We start from the raw sequence: 19,228 nt of genomic DNA, 5'->3' as shown, positions 1-19,228 counted from the left end.
TCCGGCAGCCGTCAAGGATCTCCGGGCCGTTCGCCCTCCCGACACCCGGCCGTCGTACCCGCCCGCCACGCTCGGGTGCCATGGCATCCGACCAGAGCGTGCCGGCCGGTCCCGGGCGGCCGTCGGCGATTGTCAGGTTCGTTCAGTTCGTGCCGCTGGGCGCGGTGGCCGTCGTGCTGCTCGACTCCGGCACCGACTTCTTCCCCGACGACCCCGTCGAGTCGGTCGTCGGGATCGTCACACCGACGCGGCTCGCCCTGCTGGCCGGGCTGATCGCCCTCGTCGTTCCCGTACGGGGGCGGGCACGGGCGCGGTTGCGGGACTTCCGGACCCGACTGGACGTGCCCATCGGCCTGTTGGTGGTGGCCGCGGGGGCGGCGACGTACCACGGCGGGCACGCCACGGCGCCGCTGCGCGGTCTGCTGACCGTCGTATGCTGCTACTACCTGGTCGTCGGAGTGCGCCGTACGCAGACCGAGTCGTGGCGGGCGATCGGGATCCTCGCGCCGGCCGGCGTCGCGGCGGCCGCCACCGCCGCCTTCTCGCAGGTGACCAACGAGACGCCGACCGGCTTCTGCCGGACCGGGCTGCTGACCGACATCGCCTGTGACACGGGCGGCGACGGCATCCTCATCCGGGCCACCGGAACCTTCTCCAACCCGAACCTGCTGGCCGCCTTCCTGGTGCTGCTCCTCCCCTTCGCGCTGCTCGCCGCCGTGTGCGTGGACGAGCGCACGGCCCGTACGGCGGTCGTGGTGCTGGTCGTCATCGGATACGGAGCCCTGCTGACCACCTTCTCGCGGGCCGGGTACGTCGCCGCTGCCGCCGGGCTTCTCGTGCTCGGCGGCGCCTACTGGCCGGCGCCCCGGCTCGCCGACCGGGCACGGCGCCGGCTGTTCGCCGCCCTGGGTGCCGTGGCCCTGCTCGTGGCGGCCGGCGCCATCTGGGCCGTGTCCCGGGCCGGGAACTCACTGGGTGTGCGGGGACGGGCCTGGGAAGCCGCCCTGCAGATCGCCGCCGACAATCCCCTCGGCGTCGGACTCGGCCGCTCCGGCGCCGTCATATCCGCCACCGCGCCCGGCGACCGGGTCTTCGTCCACGCACACAACCTCTGGCTCAACCAGCTGGTGGAGACGGGGCCCCTCGGGCTTCTCGCCATGACCGCCGTGGCCGTCGTCGCCCTGTCCTGCGCGGCCCGCGCCGCCCGCGCCAAGTCGGTCATCGGGACGGTCGGGCTGGCCTCGCTGACCGGGTTCTTCCTGGCGAGCATGATGGACCACCCGGCCAACCTGGACCGGATCGACGTGCTCTTCTGGTGCGTGCTCGCCGTCGTCATGGCCGAGGCGCCGACCGGGCGGCGCCGCGGCTCCGGTGCGCCCACGACCGTGGTCCCGGCGCAGGCGAAGCGGCCCCGGCACGGGCCCCAGCGCGTCGGTGCGCCGACCTGAGGGTCGGGACTCGGGCGGCCAGAGCCTCTTGCCGGGCGACACTCCGGCTCCGATCCCCTTCCGGCCGGCCGTCCCCGCCTGAGCCCACGGACGGCCCCTGCCGCCACGAGCCGCGTGCGGGCTCCGGCTCCGCCCGAGGGCCGCCCGCGGTCCTACCCCGAGCGGCGCCCCGCCTTGCCCCGCAGCTCCCCCTTCACCACCTTGCCGCTCGCGTTCCGCGGCAGCTCCCCCAGGAACTCCACCACCCGCGGCACCTTGTAGTTGGCCATCTCCCGTCGCGCCCAGGCGATCAGGTCGTCCCCGGTGAGCACCGCCCCGGGCCGCCGCACCACGTAGGCCTTCCCGACCTCACCCAGCCGCGCGTCGGGTACGCCGATCACCGCCACGTCCGCCACGTCGGGATGCAGGCCCAGGAGCTGCTCTATCTCCGCCGGGTAGGCGTTGAAGCCGCCGACGATGTACATGTCCTTGATGCGGTCGGTGATGTGCAGGTTGCCCGCCTCGTCCAGCACGCCCACATCCCCGGTGTGCAGCCAGCCGTCCTCCGTCAGCACTTCCGCGGTGGCCGCCTCGTCCTCGTAGTAGCCGCGCATGACGTTGAAGCCGCGGACCAGGACCTCGCCGGGGGTGCCGGCGGGCGCCGGTTCTCCTGTCGGGCCGGCCACCCGCACCTGAGTGCCCGGGATCGCGCGGCCCGACGTCGACGCGATGACCGACGGGTCGTCGCCGCGCCGGCACATGGTCACGATGCCGGTGGCCTCCGAGAGGCCGTAAGCCGTGAGGACCGTCTCGACGCCGAGTTCCCCGCGCAGGCGCTCCACCAGTTGCAGGGGCACGACCGCCGCGCCCGTCACCACCAGCCGCAGCGCGGAGAGGTCGTGGGCGTCGCGGGCCGGATGGTCGAGGAGGGACTGGTGCAGGGTGGGCGGGCCCGGCAGGACCGACACGCGTTCCGCCGCGATGTTCGCCAGGGCCGTGCCGACGTTGAAGACCGGCTGCGGGATCATCGTCGCGCCCCGCATCAGACAGGCGATCACCCCGGCCTTGTAGCCGAAGGTGTGGAAGAAGGGGTTCACGATGAGGTAGCGGTCGCCCTGCCGCAGTCCCGCCAGGTCGCACCACACCTCGTAGGCGCGCAGGGTCTGCGCGTGGGTGATCACCGCGCCCTTCGGGCGGCCCGTCGTGCCGGAGGTGAAGACGATGTCCGAGGGGCAGGAGCCGTCCACGGCCTCGGCACGCGCGCGTACGTCCGCCGCGCTCACCCCGTCCCCGCTCGCCAGGAAGTCCTTCCAGGTACGGAAGTCCGCCGGGGCGTCGTCCGACAGCACGACCACCTGCTCCAACTCCGGCAGCCCCGGCCCCTGAGCGACCGCCCTGCGCAGCGACGCCACGTACGACGTCCCCAGGAACGTGCCCGTCACGAACAGCAGCCGCGCCCCGCTCCTGCGCAGCACATCGGCCGCCTCGGTGCCCTTGAAGCGGGTGTTCAGCGGCACCAGCACCGCCCCGGCCGACACCGCGCCCAGCGCCGACACGATCCAGTCGAGGGTGTTCGGGGCCCAGATGGCGACCCGGTCGCCCGGCGCGACGCCGTTCGCCAGACAGGCCGCCGCCGAACGCTCGACGCGGGCGCCCAGTTCGGCGTACGAGATCCGTGTACGGCCCTCGACCACGGCCTCGACGTCCGCGTACCGCCCGGCCGCGGACCGGACGAGTTCCGGGATGCTGGCCCACTCCAAGTCACCGCGCACCACAGCCTCCAGACCCAGTAGCTGACTGCCCGTCAGATTAGCTGTAGCCTGACGCCCTGTCAGCAGCCGCTTCAGCATGCGGAGGTGCGCGCAGCATGACCGGAGTCAACGGGCTCAAGGACGCCACCGCGATCGTCGGCATCGGACAGACGCCCTTCGCCAAACGGCTCGCCGAGGACGAGAGAACCCTCGCGTGCCGTGCCGTCGTGGCCGCCCTGGACGACGCCGGAATAGCACCCGGCGAGGTCGACGCGCTCGCCAGCTACACCATGGAGGAGACCGACGAGGTCGAGCTGGCGAAGGCCGTCGGCTTCGGTGACCTCACCTTCTTCAGCAAGGTGGGGTACGGGGGCGGCGGTTCGTGCGCCACCGTCGCGCATCTCGCCGCCGCCATCGCCGCCGGGCAGGCGACGGTCGGGGTCGCCTGGCGGTCCAGGAAGCGGGGCAGCGGGCCCCGGCCCTGGCGCAACACCACCGCCCAACTGCCCACACCCGCCCAGTGGACCCGGCCGTACGGCCTCCTGCGCCCCGTCGACGAGATCGCCATGCTCGCCCGCCGCTACATGCACGAGTACGGGGCGACCCGGGACCACCTCTTCAACGTCGCCCTCGCCTGCCGGAACCGGGCCAACCAGAACCCCGCCGCGGTGATGTACGAACGGCCCCTGACCCGCGAGATGTACATGACCTCCCGGTGGATCAGCGAGCCGCTCTGCCTCTTCGACAACTGCCTGGAGACGGACGGGGCCCTGGCGTGCGTGATCGTCAGCCGCGAGCGCGCCCGGGACTGCCGGCACAAGCCCGTCTACGTCCACTCGGCCGCCCAAGGCCTGCCCGCCCAGCACCACGGCATGGTCAACTACTGGAACGACGACCCGCTCACGGGACCCGCGTGGACCGCCGCCCGGCACCTGTGGAAGCACTCCGACCTCACTCCACAGGATGTGGACGTCGCCCAGATCTACGACGCGTTCACGGCTCTCATACCGCTGTCGCTTGAGGGGTACGGCTTCTGCGGGCGGGGCGAGGGCGGGGCGTTCACGGAAGGGGGCGCCCTGGAGATCGGCGGGCTGCTGCCCCTCAACACCGGGGGCGGCGGACTCAGCGAGGCCTACGTCCACGGCTTCAACCTCATCAACGAAGGCGTCAAGCAGCTGCGCGGCACCAGTACCGCGCAGGTCCCCGACGCCGCCACCTGTCTCGTCACCGCCGGCGAAGGCGTCCCCACCTCCGCGCTGCTCCTGAGGAGTTGATCGAAGGATGCTCTCCCCCGTCACCGACCCCGACGGCGCCCCGTTCTGGCAGTACGCCGCCCAGGGCGAGCTGCGCGTCCAGGCCTGCGCCGACTGCGGCGAACTCCGCTTCCCGCCCCGCCCCTGCTGCCCGCACTGCCAGTCCTTCACGTGCGAATGGCGGCAGGTCGGCGGGCACGGGCGGATCTGGTCGTACGTCGTCCCGCATCCGCCCCTGCTGCCGGACTACGCGGAGCAGGCGCCGTACAACGTCGTGGTCGTCGAACTCGCCGACGCGCCCCGCATCCGCCTGGTCGGCAACCTCGTCACGGAACCCGGCGCCCCTCTCGACTCGCTCCCCCCGGACCGGATCCGCATCGGCGCCAAGGTCCAGGCCGTCTTCAGCGGGGCCGGTCTTGCGCAGTGGGTCCTGGAGCGGCCATGAGCCCGGCCGTCAGGACCGAGACCGACAAGGACACCGGCGTCGCCGTCGTCACCCTCGACCGGCCGGACCGCCTCAACGCCATCGACCTCGCCATGCGCGACGAACTGGTGGCGGTGTGGCGGGAGTTGCGGTTCGACGACGCCGTACGGGCCGTCGTGCTCACCGGGGCGGGGGAGCGGGCCTTCTGCACGGGGCTGGACCGGGAGGCCGCCGTCCCGCAGCCCGGCTCGCCGTACATGACCGACGATCCGCTGCTGCGGGTCGGCCCGAAGGCGAACGACCTGTGGAAGCCCGTCGTCGCCGCCGTGGGGGGCATGGCCTGCGGGGGCGCGTTCTACCTCCTGGGCGAGGCGGACTTCCTCGTCGCCGACCCGAGCGCCACCTTCTTCGACCCGCACACCGCCTACGGCATGGTCAGCGCCTACGAGTCGATGCTGATGGCGCTGCGCATGCCGTACGGAGAGGCGGCCCGGACGGCGCTCATGGGGAGCGCGGAGCGGATGTCGGCGCGGCGGGCCCATGAGATCGGGCTGGTCTCGGAAGTCACCGAGCCCGGCGGGGCGCCGGCCGCCGCGGTCGACTGCGCCGCCGTCATCGCCGGGTATCCGGCGGAGGGTGTGCAGGGGACCGTACGCGCGCTGTGGGCGGCCAAGGAAGCCGCCCTCGCGCACGCTTTCGCGCAGGCACCGCACCTGATCGCCCTCGGCAACCTGCCGGGCGAACGGCAGGCGGAGCTGTTCCGGGCGCGGCGCCGCGCCCACCGGGTCCGGTGAGGCTACTCCGACGTGCGTGTCACATCACCGAGTTCGCACGTGACGCCGCTGGTGGCGGCACCGGCGTCCGGGACGTACGAGGCGGCCACGTCCAGCGTGTCCGTGGAGCCCGGCGAGACGTACGGGATGGTGGACGCGCTGGTGCGCACGGTGCCGCCGGACGGGTCCTTGAAGGTGACGCCGAACTCGTAGGTGTAGGTCGTGATGCTGCTGGAGTTGGTGGCCTCGGCCCGGGCGACGATGCCCCGGCTCTCGTCGAACACACAGCTCTGGATCTTCACGTCCTGGGTGGCCTCGGCGGTCGCCGTCGCGTCGGAGCCCGAGCCGCCGCCCGTGGACGAGTAGTCGTCGTCATCGTCGTCATAGTGCGTGCTGCCGCCGCTCGTGCCACCCGAACTGCTCGACGAGCTGCTGGAGTTCGAGTTGCTGTCGCAACCGCCGCCGCTGGAGTGCCGTGCGCCCGTCAGGGCCACGACGACCCCCACGCAGACGGCCACAGCGCGGACATGGCGAAGCTTCACGTGGTCAACCCCCGTTGTCGTGATCGTGAGCACGTCACGTTAGCAGCGGCCCCGCGACAGGAACCGCTTACCCGGCGTGACGTCCCGTGCAAGAGCGGTGAAGATGGCCGCCCTTTACGGACGCCCGCCGTCCGGATCCGCTCCGCCTACGCGGTGCGGGCCGTGCCCGTGCCCTTCTCGGCGTCCAGGGCGTACACACAGCGGTCCTTGCTGCACGCGTACACGACGCCGTCCTGCACCACGGGCGAGCCGGTGATCTCGCCGCCGGTGGCGAGCTTCCAGCGCAGCCGGCCGTCGTCGGCCTTCAGGGTGTACAGCAGATGGTCGGTGGAGCCGAAGTGGATCCGGCCCTCCGCCACCGAAGGCGCGCCCACGATGTCGCCGCCCGCCTGGAAGCGCCACTTCGGCGTCCCGGTGACGGCGTCCAGGGTGTAGAGGCCCTTGCCGCTGCCGACGTGGACGTGGCCCCCGGCCACCAGCACCGGATCGATCGACGCGCGGGCCTCGGTGGCGATGCGCCAGCGGTCGCGGCCGTCGGTGGCGTCCAGGGCGTAGACCGTGCCGAGGTAGTCGGCGAGGTACACACCGCCGCCGGTCACCGCCGGGCCCGGCACGAAGGCCGGCGGGCACAGGAAGACCGCCGGGGCCTCGAAGTGCCAGCGGACCAGGCCGCTCACCACGTCGAGCGCGAGCACCCGGGTCCCGGCGGACACGTACACATAGCCGTCGTGCGCCTGCGCCACCCGCACCGGCACCCCGCCGCAGGAGGCGGCGTCGCCGATGGGGTACGACCAGCGCTCGTCGCCCGTCCGGGCGTCCAGGGCCTTGAGCCGGGCGTCCTGCCAGACGTAGACCGTGCCGTCGTACAGCGCCGGTCCGGCCTCCGGGGACTCGAAGTCGCTCTGCGCCCCGGTGATCTCCCAGAGTTTCTGGCCGTTGGAGGCCTCCCAGGCCTGGACGCCGCCGCCGCGCGTGCCGGTGATGACCGTGCCGCGCTCGGCCTTGAGGGAGTACACCCAGGCGTCCGTCTGCAGACGCCACAGATCCGCGCCCTCGCGGCAGTCCAGGGCGAACAGGGTGGGGCCGTCGGAGGCGTGGATACGGCCGTCCGCGACCGCCATCGACCAGGCGACGTCCCGCGTCTTGAAGCGGCGGCGGCCGGTGGCCACGTCGAGGGCGTGCACCTCGAAGGAGGTGACGTAGACCAGGTCGTCGGCGACGGAAGGGGTGCCCCACACGTCGTTCGACATGCGGAAACGCCAGGGCCGCCAGCCGGCCGCCGGTTCCGGGGCCACCGGCTGCGGTGCCGGTACGGCGGGGCCGACGGCAGGGTCCGTGCCGTTGACGCCGGGGCGGGGTTTGGACCAGGAGGCGACGAGGCCGGCTTCCGGCGGGGGCGCCTGCATGGCGGCGGCGCGGGCGTCGGCGACGCGGGGGCCGGGGCCGATCGGGACCGCGCCGCCGGCCAGCCGCACCGGGCCGGTGTCGGGGGCGCCGACCGGAACGGGCGCCGGCTGCGGGCCCGGAACCACCGGGTCGTGCGGGGGCGGGGGCGGAACCGGCGCGGGGGCGATGCGGCCGCCGCTGCGGCCGGAGGACGGCGCGGGCTTGGGCGCCGGGCGGCCGCCTCGGCGCGTCTCGATCAGGCTCACCGCCCGCTCGGGCAGCCACGCGGACGCCGTACCGCTGTCGTCGGTGCCGGAGCCGAAGAGGTGGGGTGCCAGCTGGGCCTGGAGGTCGGCCGGGTTGGGGCGGGCCGTGGCCTCCATCTGCATACAGGACTCGATCAGCGGGCGCAGCTCGTCCGGGAGGCCTTCGAGGTCGGGGCCCTCGCGCAGCAGCATGAAGACGGTCTCGACGGGGTTGGCGCCGTGGAAGGGCGGGTGTCCGGTGGCGGCGAACACGAGCATCGAGCCGAGCGAGAAGACGTCGCTCGCGCCGGTCACGCTGCGGGAGTCCTTCGCCTGCTCGGGCGACATGTAGGCGGGGGTACCGACGGCGACGTTGGTCATGGTCAAACGTGTGTTCGACACGCCGGACGCGATACCGAAGTCGATGACTCTGGGGCCGTCCTCGACCACGAGCACGTTGGACGGCTTGAGGTCGCGGTGAACGAGACCGGCACCGTGGATGGACTGCAGGGCCTCCGCGACGCCCGCCGCCAGCCAGCGCACCGCCTGGGCCGGGAGCGGCCCGCACTCGTTCACTATCTCCTCGAGGGAGGGCGCGGGCACGTACGCGGTGGCCAGCCACGGCACGGCGGCCCGCGGGTCGGCGTCGACGACCGCGGCCGTGTAGAAGCCGGAGACCGCCCGGGCCGCCTCCACCTCACGCGTGAAGCGGACGCGGAACAGCTGGTCCTCGGCGAGTTCCGTACGGACCGTCTTGATCGCCACGCGCCGCCCGGACGCCGAGCGCGCAAGATAGACCAGCCCCATGCCGCCGGCACCCAGCCGTCCGAGCACCTCGAACGGCCCGATCCTGCGCGGATCGTGCTGCGTCAGCTGATCCACCACTCTGCCTGCCACCTCCCCGTACGGGCCCCGTCACCCGCTTATGTACGCGACCCCGTGCAGCGTCTCACCACCGCACCGCCTTGGCGGCACGCACCCCGATTCTTCCTGTCCGAAGGCGTGGTGGCGAACCCGCGGGCGGAACGGGGTGTCTTGGGACAAAACCACAGCCCGTCGCCCCGCGGAAGCGCGGTTCGCATAGTGGGACGCCTGAGCCACCGGAGGCAGGAGTGCCGTCAGCCCTTGGGGACCCGCTCCAGAACGGCGAAGGACGCCCCCTGATCGTCGGTCACCACGGCGGCCCGCCCGTACGACGTTTCGAAGGGCGGCACCTGGATCCGTCCGCCGAGCCGGTTCACCGTGTCGAGGATCTCCTCGCAGTCCGCGACCCGGAAGTGGACGAGGAAGTGGGGCGGCATCATCGCCGAGAAGCGCTCCGCGACGGCCGCCCGCCCGAAGTCCGGTTTCGCGTCCGGCCCGAACAGGGCGTCGGCGAAGAGCTCGCCGTAGAAGTCGTTGGCGACCTCGATGTCCCGCGCGTACAGCTCCACCCAGCCGAAGGTGCCGATCTCGTGCCGGCGCCCGAAGCCCGGGTGCTCACCCTCCTGCCACAGTCCGAAGACGGCGCCCTCGGGGTCGGTGACCAGCGCGGCCGTACCGGCATCCGCCCCGACCTCCACGGGCGCGGTGACCACCTGTCCCCCGGCGCTGCGGATCCGCCCGGTCAGCGCCCGGGCGTCCGGGGTGGCGAAGTACACCGTCCACACCGTGGGCATCCGCCCGTCCGTCTTGCGGGAGAGGGCGGCCACCCGATCGCCGTCCAGCCGGGCCCATTCGGTGGAGTCGTAGGCCTCCTCGAAGTCCCACCCGAAGAGCTCACCGTAGAAGCGCTTGCCCGCCCGCACGTCGGCGAGCTGTGCCTCGACCCAGCACGGAACGCCCTCCGTGTATCCCGGTCCGTTCGCGGATGCCCTGTTTTCGGCCATGCGGCAAAAGTAACGGCGTCCTACGCACCTCGCAGACCAGGCACACCAGGCTCGCGATCCCCGTGCACCCCATTTGCAGTCGGCCGAATCGCGCCCCGATCACGCCTCGGTAAGCTGACGACATGACAGGACAAGTGCGTACCGTCGACGGCCGCGTGGCCGGCCGGCGAGGGCAGGCGACCCGGCAGAAGCTGCTCGACTGCCTCAGCGAGATGCTCAGCTCCTCCCCGTACCGGGACGTCAAAGTCATAGATGTCGCCCGGAAGGCGGGCACTTCGCCCGCCACCTTCTACCAGTACTTCCCGGACGTCGAGGGCGCCGTCCTGGAGGTCGCCGACCAAATGGCCACCGAGGGCGCCGGGTTGACCGAGCTCGTGGAGGGCCGCAGCTGGGTCGGCAAGGCCGGCTGGCAGACCGCGCAGGAACTCGTCGACGGGTTCCTGGAGTTCTGGCGGCGCAACGACGCGATCCTGCGGGTCGTCGACCTCGGTGCGTCCGAGGGGGACAAACGCTTCTACAAGATCCGTATGAAGATCCTGAACTCGGTCAACAACTCCCTGGCCGAGTCGGTCACTCAGCTGCAGGCCAAGGGCAAGGTCGACAAGGACGTCAACCCGGCCGCGGTGGCGGGTTCGATCGTCGCGATGCTCGCCGCGGTGGCCTCGCACCAGAAGGGTTTCCAGACCTGGGGCGTCAAGCAGGCCGAACTCAAGCCGAACCTCGCCCTGTTGGTGCATCTGGGTGTGACCGGCAAGAAGCCGACGAAGTAGCTCCCCGATTTTGAGCAAGTCCTGTCTGGCAGGCGGTGGTTCACCCGACGTGGGCCGCCGCCTGCCGTGCTATGCGGGCAGCGGACGGTCCCGCACGACGTGCTTCATCACCAGCGTCGACGTGAGCCGCTGCACCCCCGGCAGGGTCGCGAGCCGCTCGTCGTACAGCCGCTGGAAGGCGGCGAGGTCGGCGGTGGCCACCCGCAGCAGGTAGTCCGGCTCGCCGAACAGCCGTTGCGCGTCCAGGACATGGGGGATGTCCGCGATCGCCCGCTCGAATTCGGCGACCGTGTCCCGGTCCTCCTGCCGCATGGACACGAAGACCAGCGCCTCGAAGGTCAGCCCCACCGCCGCCGGCTCCACCACCGCCCGGTAGCCGCTGATCGCCCCCGAGCGCTCCAGTTCCCGCAGCCGCCGGTGGCACGGCGAGACGCTCAGCCGCACCCGCCCGGCCAGCTCGGTCACGGTCAGCCGCCCATCCTGCTGCAGCTCGGCAAGAATCTTCCGGTCCACGTCGTCCATAGAGAAGATATTTGCTCACAACTCGCGATCATGAGCAAACTTCGACAACACTTTCGGGCCATTCCCGCCTAATGTCCCCACTATGGACTCCGGACTGCTCCTTTCCTTCCTCGCCATCGACCTGCTGCTCGTCTGCGTACCGGGCGCCGACTGGGCGTATGCGATCTCCGCCGGGCTGCGTGAGCGCTCACCGGTGATGGCGGTGACGGGCCTGGTCACCGGGTACGCGCTGCACACCGTCCTCGCGGTGGCCGGCCTCGCGGTGCTGGTGGCGAGCGAGCCGGGGCTGCTGACCGCACTGACCGCGGCCGGCGCCGCGTACCTGGTCTGGCTGGGCTGGAGCGTGCTGCGCCGCCCGGGCACGCCGGGTACTTCCGAGGCGGCCGTGACCCCGAGCAGCCCGGCACGCGTCTTCCTGCGCGGTGCCACGATCAGCGGCCTCAACCCCAAGGGCCTGCTGCTCTACCTCTCGGTCATGCCCCAGTTCCTGGTGACCAAGGGCGACCACCTGCCGGTCCCCGCCCAGACCGCCGTCCTCGGCCTGCTCCACATGGCGTGCTGCGCCGCCGTCTACCTGACCGTGGGCCTCGCCGCCCGCTCCGTCCTCGGCGCCCGCCCGGCCGCCGCTCGGGCGGTCACCCGCACGTCCGGCGCGGCCATGCTCGGAATCGGCGCCTTCCTGCTCGTACAGCGCCTGGCGACGCTGTAGCCGTCAAGGCCGCCCGGGTTCCCCGTCCCTGCGGACGATCCTGAAGAGCCGGATCTCCCGCTCCACCCGGGCCTGATACGTGGCGTACGGCGGCCAGAACCGAAGCACCGTCTGCCAGGTGGCCGCCCGTTCCTCGCCCTCCAGCAGCCGGGCCGTCACGGGGATGTCGGTGCCCTTCCAGCTGACCTCGGCGTCCGGGTGGGCCAGCAGGTTGGCGGTCCAGGCCGGGTGGCCGGGGCGGCCGAAGTTGGAGCCGATGAGGATCCAGGTACGGCCGCCGTCCTCGGGCATGCACGCGAGCGGCGTGCGACGCGGCTGCCCACTGCGGGCGCCCGTCGAGGTCAGGATCACGCCGGGCAGCATCTGGGCGCTGAGCAGCACTTTCCCGCGGGTGAGCCGGTGGACGGCACGGTCGAGCGCGGGGATCAGATGGGGGGCGACCTTGGCGAAGCCCCGGGTCGACGACACCTTCTGCACGAGCCGCACGCCGATCACACCGCCACCTCCCGGGCCTCGGACGTCACGAAGAGCCGGGCCCGGTCGGCGGCATGCGCCCGCAGCCGGTGCACCGGCCCGAAGAGCAGCTCGTCGCCGGCGGCCCGCTTGAAGTACAGGTGCGCCTCGTGCTCCCAGGTGAAACCGATGCCGCCGTGCAGCTGGATCCCCTCGGCGGACGCGATTCGCAGCGCCTCCAGGGCCTGCGCGAGGGCGAGGCGCTCCGCGGGTGCCGCGCTGTCGACACGGCCCGCGCCCCCTGGGGGCGTTGCCGCCCACGCCGCGTAATAGGCCGCCGAGCGTGCCGCCTGCACCGCCACATACACATCCGCCAGCCGGTGCTTCACCGCCTGGAAGGACCCGATGGCCCGCCCGAACTGCTCCCGCTGTCCGACGTACTCCACGGTGCGCTCCAGTGCCCGGTCGGCGGCGCCCACGGCCTCACAGGCGAGGACGGCGGCGACCGCGTCCCCCGCACCGGCCAGGGCGCCCAGCACGGCGGTGCCGTCCCCCTCCCCCAGCAACTCGGCCGCCACGTCCCGCAGTTGTACCCGCCCCTGCGGCCGGGTGGCGTCCAGAGCGGTCTGCCGTACCCGTACGACCCCCGCCGCGTCCGCCGGCACCAGGAACAGCAGCGTCCGCGACCGGGCGAACCCCCCGGCGTGCGCGGCGACCAGCAGCAGCCCCGCGCTGTGCCCGTCCAGCACCTGGTCGACCTGCCCGTACAGCCGCCACCCGCCCTCGACCTGCCGCGCCTGCACACCGCCGGCACGTCCGCCGCCGGCCCAGTCACCCCCGTTGCCGCCGGTCAGGGCGAGCGCGGCGGCCAGCGCGGTGCCCGGAACGGCAAGGGTGGCGGTGAGCGCGCCGGAGGCGAGGCGCGGTAGCAGCGCGGCGCGCTGGGCCTCGGTGCCGAGGGCGGCGATCAGGGGTGCGGCGAGGACGGCGGTGGCGAGCAGCGGGGAGGGGGCCAGCGCCCGGCCCGTCTCCTCGCAGGCGAGGGCGAGTTCGGTCGCCGTGCAGCCGACACCGCCGTACTCCTCGGGAAGAGCCAGCCCGGGCAGGCCGAGCTGTTCGGCGAGGGCCGTCCACAGGGCCGGGTCGTGTCCGGCGGGGGTGTCTACGGCGGCGCGCAGTTCGCGGGGCCCGCAGCGGCTGTGGAGCAGCTCGCGGAGGGTGCGGCGGATCTCGTCCTGCTCGGGGGTGAAGCTGGCGTCCATGGGCTCTTGCCTCCGGCTCTTCCCTCCAGATCTGACGGACCGTCATATTAGGAGGGTGGCAGCGAGATGCACAGAGGTGGGAAGCAACGGGACTGGAGGCCTCACATGACTGCCGGGAGCCGGAAAGTAGCCGTGGTCGGAGTGGCCCTGGCCGACTGCGGCCGCGTGGACGACGCGACCACGTACGCCCTGCACGCCCAGGCGGCCCGCCGCGCCCTGGCCGACGCGGGACTGGGCCGGGAGGTGGTGGACGGCTTCGCGTCCGCCGGGCTCGGCACCCTCGCCCCCGTCGAGGTGGCCGAGTACCTGGGACTGCGCCCCACCTGGGTCGACTCCACCTCCGTCGGCGGCTCCACCTGGGAGGTGATGGCCGCCCACGCGGCGGACGCGATAGCGAGGGGGCACGCGAACGCCGTCCTCCTCGTCTACGGCTCGACGGCCCGCGCCGACATCAAGGCGGGGCGGCGGACGGGGAACCTGTCCTTCGGCTCCCGGGGCCCCCTGCAGTTCGAGGTCCCCTACGGCCACACGCTCATCGCCAAGTACGCCATGGCCGCCCGCCGCCACATGATCGAACACGGCACGACCATCGAGCAGTTGGCGGAAGTGGCGGTCCAGGCGAGGGCCAACGCGGCCCTGAACCCGGACGCGATGTTCCGCGACCCGATCACCGTCGACGACGTCCTGGACGGGCCAATGATCGCGGACCCCTTCACCAAGCTGCACTGCTGCATCCGCTCCGACGGCGGGGCGGCGGTGCTGCTGGCGGCCGAGGAGTTCGTACGTGACTGCCGTACGGCTCCGGTGTGGGTGCTCGGCACCGGGGAGCACGTCTCGCATGCGGCGATGTCGCAGTGGCCCGACTTCACGGTGGGCCCGGCGGCGGTCAGCGGACGCCTCGCCTTCGAGCGGGCCGGGGTACGCCCGGAGGAGATCGACTTCGCCGAGATCTACGACGCCTTCACCTACATGACCCTGGTGACGCTGGAGGACCTCGGCTTCTGCGGAAAGGGCGAGGGCGGGGCGTTCGTGGAGAAGGGGCGGCTGCTGGTACGGGGCGGAGAGCTGCCGGTCAACACGGACGGGGGCGGGCTTTCGGCCCAGCATCCCGGGATGCGGGGACTGTTCCTGCTGGTGGAGGCGGTGCGGCAGCTACGGGGCGAGGGCGGGGAGCGTCAGGTGCGGGGGCGGGGCGGGGCGTTGCCCCGTCTGGGTGTCGCTTCGGCGACCGGGGGATGGTTCTGCTCGTCGGGGACGTTGGTACTGGGGAGGGATTGAGCCGATCGAATCGAGAGGACTGCAGGCATGGCCCTGACCCGAGAAGAACGCGAACAGTTCCTTGCCGAGCCCCATGTCGCCGCACTGTCCGTCGACGCGGGCGCGGGGCGCGCACCGCTGACCGTGCCGGTCTGGTACCAGTACGCGCCCGGCGGCAACGTATGGGTCCTGACCGGACTGGACTCCCGCAAGCACCAGCTCATCCAGGCGTCCGGCCGGTTCACCCTGATGGTCGACCGCGTCGAACCCACCATCCGGTACGCGTCGGTCGAGGGCCCGGTCGTCGACACGACCCCCGCCACCCTGGAAGAGCTCCAGGAGGTCGCGGCCCGCTATCTCCCCGCCGAGAAGGTCGACGGCTATGTCGACTTCGCCTGGAAGAACCACGGCGAGCAGATCGTCATCCACATGCGGCCCGAACGCTGGGTTTCGTCCGACCTCGGTCAGCTGTGAGCCCGTGAGACCGTGAGACCGCCGCGGCACGTGACAATCGACGCATGGGAGATGACCTTCTTCATGAGCTGCTGAGGTCGCTGCGGGTGTGGGACCCGGCGGTCACCGAGCTGCCTGCCTTCGACCCGGCCACCGCACCCGCCGACCCGCTCGCCCTGTTCACGGCCTGGTTCGCCGAGGCGGTGGCGGCGGGGCAGACGGAACCGCACACCATGTCCCTCGCCACGGCCGGCGAGGACGGCCTGCCGGACGTACGGACGGTGATGCTGCACGGCGCCGACGCCTCCGGCTGGTCCTTCGCGACCCACGTCGACAGCCGCAAGGGCCGCCAGCTGACGGCCCGCCCGTACGCGGCCCTCGGCTTCTACTGGCCGGCCCAGGGCCGCCAGGTGCGGGTAAGGGGCCCCGTGACAGCCGCCCCCGCCCAGGACGGCCAAGCCGACCTGCACGCCCGCTCGACCGGCGCGCTGGCCGCCGCGCTCACCGGCCGCCAGAGCCAGGTCCTGGGCTCACTGGAGGAGTTGGCGCAAGCCTCCCAGTCGGCCTGGGAACGGGCGGGACGCGAGCCCGACGCTCCCGTGCCGACGTGGACGCTGTACCACCTGCGCCCCGACGAGGTGGAGTTCTTCCAGGGGGACGCGGGGCGCCGGCATGTGCGGCTCGACTACCGGCGCGGGGAGGATGGTTGGGTGAGGGAGCTGCTCTGGCCCTAGCGGTCGGCGTCAGTCGGGGAGCCGGATCCCGTTGACGGCGGTGTCGAACACCGGGCGGTACTCGTCCCACTGCGCGTCCGGTGCGGAGAGGTAGATGGCGTACTGGGTGTTGTCGGCACCGTTGATGGCCAGCTCGACCCCCCGGAAACCGCGCACCCTGCCCTGGAAGGTGAACTCCCAGTACCCGGCGGTCCGGCCACGGAAGGTCGTGCGGCTCATCCTGACCCGCTCGTAGCCCGCGTTGTCGCGCCGCGTCTGGGCCTCTTCGGTGTCACGCCAGTGCTGGAGCGGGTCGGCCCCCGCGAACTCGACCTCCTCGACCCTCAGGCCGACCAGCCCAGTCGGGTCGATGTAGGCGACCTCACCGGTTTTGGGCACCTTCTGGGCCTTCCAGCCGTCCGGCACGGGAACGGAGAAGTTCTGGCCGGCCTTCACGAGGTGGTACCCGGCGGGAACCGGCGACGGGGAGGCGCTCGGCTCCGGAGAGGTGCCGGACGCGGGCTGGGAAGGGGACCGCGGGGCGTCGTCGTCCGACGACGCGAGGCCGCCCCCCGGCCGCAGCAGCACAGAGCCCGTCACGGTGGCGGCGATCACCAGTGCCGAGGCGATCCACAGGGCCGTGCGGCGGCCTCGCTTCCGCCCCGGCGCGGCGTCGGGGGTGGTGGGGGTGACGGTGGGGGCAGCCGTGCGGGTGGCGTGCATCCGCTCCGGTCTCGTCGGCGGATCGAGCGGGGCGGTCGCCTCGCCGGCCACCCGGCCCAGGAGGTGCTCGGCCTCCTTGGCGGCCATGCGCCGGTCGGGCTCCTTCACCAGCAGCCCCTCGATCACCGGGGCCAGGTCCTCGGCGTTGCGCGGGGGCTCGTAGGTGTCGGTTGCGATGGCGTACGCCGTCTCGATCGCCGTGTCCCGGCCGAACGGGGGCCGTCCCTCGACCGCCTCGTACAGCGTCGCTCCGAGCGACCACAGGTCGGAGGCGGGGCCGGGCTCGGCGATCTTGCTGCGCAGCCGCTCCGGCGCGAGGTACTGGATCGAACCGACGAGTTCCCCGGTCCTGGTCAGGGAGGGCGATCCGGACTCCACCGCGATCCCGAAGTCGGTGAGGACGATACGCCCGTCGTTCCCGAGCAGCACGTTGGCGGGCTTGACGTCCCGGTGCAGCACGCCGACATCGTGCGCGGCGCGCAGCGCGGCGGCCATGCTGCGGCCGATCCGGGCGGCCTCGCCCGGCGGCAGCGTGCCCTGCTTCTTCAGGACGTCGCCCAGCGTGCGCGAGGGGATGTACTCCATGACGATGCACGGCAGGCCCTCGTCGTCGACGACGTCGTGCACGACGATCACATGGGGGTGGGTGATCCGCGCGGCGCTGCGGGCCTCACGGCGGGTGCGCTCGTAAAGGCGCTGGATCTCGTCGTCGTGCAGGTGCGGCGGGACGTGCAGCTTCTTGAGGGCGACATGCCGGTTGAGCAGTTCGTCCTCGGCCCGCCACACGGTGCCCATGCCACCGCGTCCGACGCGCTCCACCAACCGGTAGCGGTTGGCGATGAGCCGCCCCAGCTCGGACACCCTCCCCGAATCGGACACCCTGAGACCTACTTTTCCCCGTACACCCGAGCACTTTTCGAACAGATCGCAGTTGCACCTTAGCGCGCGCGGATTCCACGGCCAGGGGCGCCAGGGACGGACACTCAGATGCCCCGGGCCCCTAGATGCCCCGGGCCCCCCGGAAGTCGTACGCCGCGAAGTCGGCCACGGCCCGGTACCCGATGCGCTGGTAAAGGCTGTTGCTCGTCTGGTTGGCGAGGTCCGTGAAGAGCAGTACCTCACGCACCCCGGAGGCGAGCACGGCCCGGCTGACCTGGGCCGTGACCGCGCCCGCGTAGCCGCGTCCGCGCAGATGGGCCGGGGTGTAGACAGGGGCGACCCGGACCTGGCCGGCGACCACCGGGGTCACGCCGGCCATGGCGAGGGGGGTGCCGTCGGCGTCCTCCCAGATGGTGATGCCTCCGTAGGAGATCCGCGAGTCGGCCCACGCGGCGGCGTCACGGGCGGCGTGGTCGCCGACGGCCTCGATGAACTCGCCGTACCAGCACGTCAGTTGCTCCCGGTCCTCCTTGCCCGCGACCCGCGCCCGGCCGGCCGGGAAGGGCTGCGGCAGGGTCAAGTTGCCGAGCCGGTACAAGCGTTGGCTCTGCCCGGCCGTGGCCCGGCCGCCCGCGTGCCGGCGCCAGGCGGCGGCGAACGCCTCGGCGGTCTCGCGCGCCGCGATGACGCCGGGGACCGAGTGGCCGAGGGCGACCAGGTGGGCGGCGAGGGAGTCGGCCTCGTCGGGGGTGAGCGGGGTGACGTTCAGCCGGTAGGGCGGGGTTCGGAAGTAGGCGGCCCGTACCTGCCCGCCCACCTCCAGCACCCCGAAGACCGGCGCCTCGTCGCCGTACGCACGCAACCCGCTGGTGCGCAGCGTCTCGGTCACCGTCAGGACGACGGTGTGCAGATCGGGGCGTGAGCGCAGGAAGCCACCGGCGTGGGAGAGGAAGCCGGTGAGATCCTGGGTGCAGTACCAGTCGTCCGGGCGCATACCTCATGATCCCGCGCCCCGGCACCGACTGTGCACCCTTTTCCTCTGTGGATACCAACCCGACACAAGACCCCACTCCCAGGCGGGGGTTGAGGGGCTCGGGGTTCACGGGCCTGCGGGTCTACAGGTTGACGTTCGAGTCCGCGTCCCGGCCCGTGTCCGAGTCGAGGTCCGGGTCCGGGTCCGGGTCTGGGTCCGTCGCCAGCCGCGCGTGCAGATGGACGTCCCGGTACGCGTCCTGCCGCCCCGCCTCCCACATCGCGCCGCGCTGGGTCCCTTCGTACCGGAAACCGCACCGCTCGGCGATGCGGCAGGAGGAGTCATGGCCGACGGCATGGCCGAGTTCGAGACGGTGCAGGGCCAGGCCGGGCTCGGCGAGGGCCCATTGGGCGACGAGGGTGAGCGCGTGGGTGGCGACACGGCGGCCGCGGGCCTCGGGGAGCACCCAGTAGCCGACGCGGCCGGAGCGCATGATCCAGTCGATGACGTTGACGGCGACGTGTCCGACTGCGGTGCCGGTCGCCGCGTCGGTGACGCAGTACGCCGCGGAGGCGCCCTCCCGCATGTTCCGTGCCGTGTCACGCAGGGACTCCCGGGCGCTGTCGAGGTCCGTCGTGATCCGCAACGGGGTGTTCCAGCGCCGGAACTCCGGGTCGCTGCGGCCCCGGAACCAGGTCGCGGCGTCGTCCTCGGAGTCCGGGTCCCAGGGGCGCAGGCGCAGGCCGTGGCCGTGCAGGTCGGGATGGGCGTACAGGTGGGGGTGCGGGTGGGGGTACGGGTGACCGGCGGGGCGTATGTCGGGGTGAGGCATACGGCCATTGAAA

Annotated in this window: 19 protein-coding genes; 9 read left to right on the top strand and 10 right to left on the bottom strand. The window is 72.5% G+C overall.

The annotated features are described in order from the left end of the window. Positions 1 to 80: 80 nt before the first annotated feature. Positions 81 to 1,448 carry an O-antigen ligase family protein gene (locus OHT51_RS24115; protein ID WP_328880997.1) on the top strand — a complete coding sequence of 456 codons (1,368 nt, stop codon included), beginning with the start codon at positions 81 to 83 and terminating at the stop codon, positions 1,446 to 1,448. 152 nt (positions 1,449 to 1,600) lie between these two features. Here OHT51_RS24115 and OHT51_RS24110 read toward each other — a convergent pair whose 3' ends face one another. After that, on the bottom strand, positions 1,601 to 3,199 hold the full coding sequence (locus tag OHT51_RS24110; protein WP_328880996.1) for a FadD3 family acyl-CoA ligase: 1,599 nt from the start codon (positions 3,197 to 3,199) through the stop codon (positions 1,601 to 1,603). Between the two features lie 95 nt (positions 3,200 to 3,294). Between OHT51_RS24110 and OHT51_RS24105 the strand changes: the two genes are divergently transcribed. The 3 genes from OHT51_RS24105 to OHT51_RS24095 are packed head-to-tail and all read left to right on the top strand — an operon-like array spanning position 3,295 to position 5,649. Next, positions 3,295 to 4,452: a lipid-transfer protein gene (locus OHT51_RS24105; RefSeq protein ID WP_328880995.1), complete on the top strand. Its 1,158-nt coding sequence runs from the start codon at positions 3,295 to 3,297 to the stop codon at positions 4,450 to 4,452. Between the two features lie 7 nt (positions 4,453 to 4,459). Next, positions 4,460 to 4,876, top strand: coding sequence for a Zn-ribbon domain-containing OB-fold protein (locus OHT51_RS24100; RefSeq protein ID WP_328880994.1), 417 nt, complete (start codon positions 4,460 to 4,462; stop codon positions 4,874 to 4,876). Further along, complete coding sequence (locus tag OHT51_RS24095; protein WP_328880993.1) at positions 4,873 to 5,649, top strand: enoyl-CoA hydratase/isomerase family protein; 777 nt, start codon at positions 4,873 to 4,875, stop codon at positions 5,647 to 5,649. The genes OHT51_RS24100 and OHT51_RS24095 overlap by 4 nt, the downstream gene beginning before the upstream one ends. 2 nt (positions 5,650 to 5,651) lie before the next feature. Here the strand turns inward: OHT51_RS24095 and OHT51_RS24090 are convergent, their stop codons facing one another. The 3 genes from OHT51_RS24090 to OHT51_RS24080 form a co-directional block, all read right to left on the bottom strand. Beyond that, complete coding sequence (locus OHT51_RS24090) at positions 5,652 to 6,170, bottom strand: hypothetical protein (protein WP_328880992.1); 519 nt, start codon at positions 6,168 to 6,170, stop codon at positions 5,652 to 5,654. Positions 6,171 to 6,316: 146 nt separating this feature from the next. Continuing rightward, positions 6,317 to 8,686: an outer membrane protein assembly factor BamB family protein gene (locus OHT51_RS24085; protein ID WP_328880991.1), complete on the bottom strand. Its 2,370-nt coding sequence runs from the start codon at positions 8,684 to 8,686 to the stop codon at positions 6,317 to 6,319. 233 nt (positions 8,687 to 8,919) lie between these two features. After that, positions 8,920 to 9,669, bottom strand: a complete 750-nt coding sequence (locus OHT51_RS24080) for a VOC family protein (protein ID WP_328880990.1) — start codon at positions 9,667 to 9,669, stop codon at positions 8,920 to 8,922. A gap of 122 nt (positions 9,670 to 9,791) precedes the next feature. Between OHT51_RS24080 and OHT51_RS24075 the strand changes: the two genes are divergently transcribed. Continuing rightward, positions 9,792 to 10,439 carry a TetR family transcriptional regulator gene (locus OHT51_RS24075; protein ID WP_328880989.1) on the top strand — a complete coding sequence of 216 codons (648 nt, stop codon included), beginning with the start codon at positions 9,792 to 9,794 and terminating at the stop codon, positions 10,437 to 10,439. Between the two features lie 69 nt (positions 10,440 to 10,508). Here the strand turns inward: OHT51_RS24075 and OHT51_RS24070 are convergent, their stop codons facing one another. Further along, on the bottom strand, positions 10,509 to 10,961 hold the full coding sequence (locus tag OHT51_RS24070) for an Lrp/AsnC family transcriptional regulator (RefSeq protein WP_328880988.1): 453 nt from the start codon (positions 10,959 to 10,961) through the stop codon (positions 10,509 to 10,511). Between the two features lie 82 nt (positions 10,962 to 11,043). Between OHT51_RS24070 and OHT51_RS24065 the strand changes: the two genes are divergently transcribed. Continuing rightward, entirely contained in the window at positions 11,044 to 11,670 is a 627-nt protein-coding gene (locus tag OHT51_RS24065) for a LysE family translocator (protein WP_328880987.1), read from the top strand. Positions 11,671 to 11,673: 3 nt separating this feature from the next. On the opposite strand, the gene OHT51_RS24060 is transcribed toward OHT51_RS24065, so the two are convergent. Further along, positions 11,674 to 12,165 (bottom strand): nitroreductase family deazaflavin-dependent oxidoreductase, encoded by a 492-nt coding sequence (locus OHT51_RS24060; RefSeq protein WP_328880986.1) that lies wholly within the window; start codon positions 12,163 to 12,165, stop codon positions 11,674 to 11,676. Continuing rightward, entirely contained in the window at positions 12,162 to 13,385 is a 1,224-nt protein-coding gene (locus tag OHT51_RS24055; RefSeq protein WP_328880985.1) for an acyl-CoA dehydrogenase family protein, read from the bottom strand. Before OHT51_RS24055 ends, OHT51_RS24060 begins: the two co-directional genes overlap by 4 nt. Before the next feature lie 105 nt (positions 13,386 to 13,490). On the opposite strand from OHT51_RS24055, the gene OHT51_RS24050 reads away from it, so the two are divergent. From OHT51_RS24050 to OHT51_RS24040, 3 genes are read left to right on the top strand one after another with little or no spacing between them, the layout of a single operon-like run. Then, entirely contained in the window at positions 13,491 to 14,663 is a 1,173-nt protein-coding gene (locus OHT51_RS24050; protein WP_328880984.1) for a thiolase C-terminal domain-containing protein, read from the top strand. A gap of 27 nt (positions 14,664 to 14,690) precedes the next feature. Then, positions 14,691 to 15,116 carry a pyridoxamine 5'-phosphate oxidase family protein gene (locus OHT51_RS24045; RefSeq protein ID WP_328880983.1) on the top strand — a complete coding sequence of 142 codons (426 nt, stop codon included), beginning with the start codon at positions 14,691 to 14,693 and terminating at the stop codon, positions 15,114 to 15,116. A gap of 44 nt (positions 15,117 to 15,160) precedes the next feature. Then, on the top strand, positions 15,161 to 15,829 hold the full coding sequence (locus OHT51_RS24040) for a pyridoxine/pyridoxamine 5'-phosphate oxidase (protein WP_328880982.1): 669 nt from the start codon (positions 15,161 to 15,163) through the stop codon (positions 15,827 to 15,829). Between the two features lie 9 nt (positions 15,830 to 15,838). Here the strand turns inward: OHT51_RS24040 and OHT51_RS24035 are convergent, their stop codons facing one another. The 3 genes from OHT51_RS24035 to OHT51_RS24025 form a co-directional block, all read right to left on the bottom strand. Then, complete coding sequence (locus tag OHT51_RS24035; protein WP_328884414.1) at positions 15,839 to 17,392, bottom strand: serine/threonine-protein kinase; 1,554 nt, start codon at positions 17,390 to 17,392, stop codon at positions 15,839 to 15,841. A gap of 139 nt (positions 17,393 to 17,531) precedes the next feature. Beyond that, positions 17,532 to 18,404, bottom strand: a complete 873-nt coding sequence (locus tag OHT51_RS24030; RefSeq protein ID WP_328880981.1) for a GNAT family N-acetyltransferase — start codon at positions 18,402 to 18,404, stop codon at positions 17,532 to 17,534. 121 nt (positions 18,405 to 18,525) lie between these two features. Next, a complete protein-coding gene (locus OHT51_RS24025; RefSeq protein WP_328880980.1) occupies positions 18,526 to 19,215 on the bottom strand; it encodes a GNAT family N-acetyltransferase in 690 nt (229 codons plus the stop codon). Positions 19,216 to 19,228: the final 13 nt, after the last annotated feature.

It is taken from the genome of Streptomyces sp. NBC_00299, from assembly GCF_036173045.1.
Taxonomy (GTDB): Bacteria; Actinomycetota; Actinomycetes; order Streptomycetales; family Streptomycetaceae; genus Streptomyces; species Streptomyces machairae.
Note: the sequence above shows the minus strand (reverse complement) of the source record. Positions and strands in the feature narration are given on the sequence as shown.

Bases quoted from the DNA above. Each gene is read 5' to 3' on its own strand.
- OHT51_RS24115 (WP_328880997.1), top strand. From the start codon at position 81: ATGGCATCCGACCAGAGCGTGCCGGCCGGTCCCGGGCGGCCGTCGGCG.
- OHT51_RS24105 (WP_328880995.1), top strand. From the start codon at position 3,295: ATGACCGGAGTCAACGGGCTCAAGGACGCCACCGCGATCGTCGGCATC.
- OHT51_RS24100 (WP_328880994.1), top strand. From the start codon at position 4,460: ATGCTCTCCCCCGTCACCGACCCCGACGGCGCCCCGTTCTGGCAGTAC.
- OHT51_RS24095 (WP_328880993.1), top strand. From the start codon at position 4,873: ATGAGCCCGGCCGTCAGGACCGAGACCGACAAGGACACCGGCGTCGCC.
- OHT51_RS24080 (WP_328880990.1), bottom strand. From the start codon at position 9,669: ATGGCCGAAAACAGGGCATCCGCGAACGGACCGGGATACACGGAGGGC.
- OHT51_RS24075 (WP_328880989.1), top strand. From the start codon at position 9,792: ATGACAGGACAAGTGCGTACCGTCGACGGCCGCGTGGCCGGCCGGCGA.
- OHT51_RS24070 (WP_328880988.1), bottom strand. From the start codon at position 10,961: ATGGACGACGTGGACCGGAAGATTCTTGCCGAGCTGCAGCAGGATGGG.
- OHT51_RS24065 (WP_328880987.1), top strand. From the start codon at position 11,044: ATGGACTCCGGACTGCTCCTTTCCTTCCTCGCCATCGACCTGCTGCTC.
- OHT51_RS24055 (WP_328880985.1), bottom strand. From the start codon at position 13,385: ATGGACGCCAGCTTCACCCCCGAGCAGGACGAGATCCGCCGCACCCTC.
- OHT51_RS24050 (WP_328880984.1), top strand. From the start codon at position 13,491: ATGACTGCCGGGAGCCGGAAAGTAGCCGTGGTCGGAGTGGCCCTGGCC.
- OHT51_RS24045 (WP_328880983.1), top strand. From the start codon at position 14,691: ATGGCCCTGACCCGAGAAGAACGCGAACAGTTCCTTGCCGAGCCCCAT.
- OHT51_RS24040 (WP_328880982.1), top strand. From the start codon at position 15,161: ATGGGAGATGACCTTCTTCATGAGCTGCTGAGGTCGCTGCGGGTGTGG.
- OHT51_RS24030 (WP_328880981.1), bottom strand. From the start codon at position 18,404: ATGCGCCCGGACGACTGGTACTGCACCCAGGATCTCACCGGCTTCCTC.
- OHT51_RS24025 (WP_328880980.1), bottom strand. From the start codon at position 19,215: ATGCCTCACCCCGACATACGCCCCGCCGGTCACCCGTACCCCCACCCG.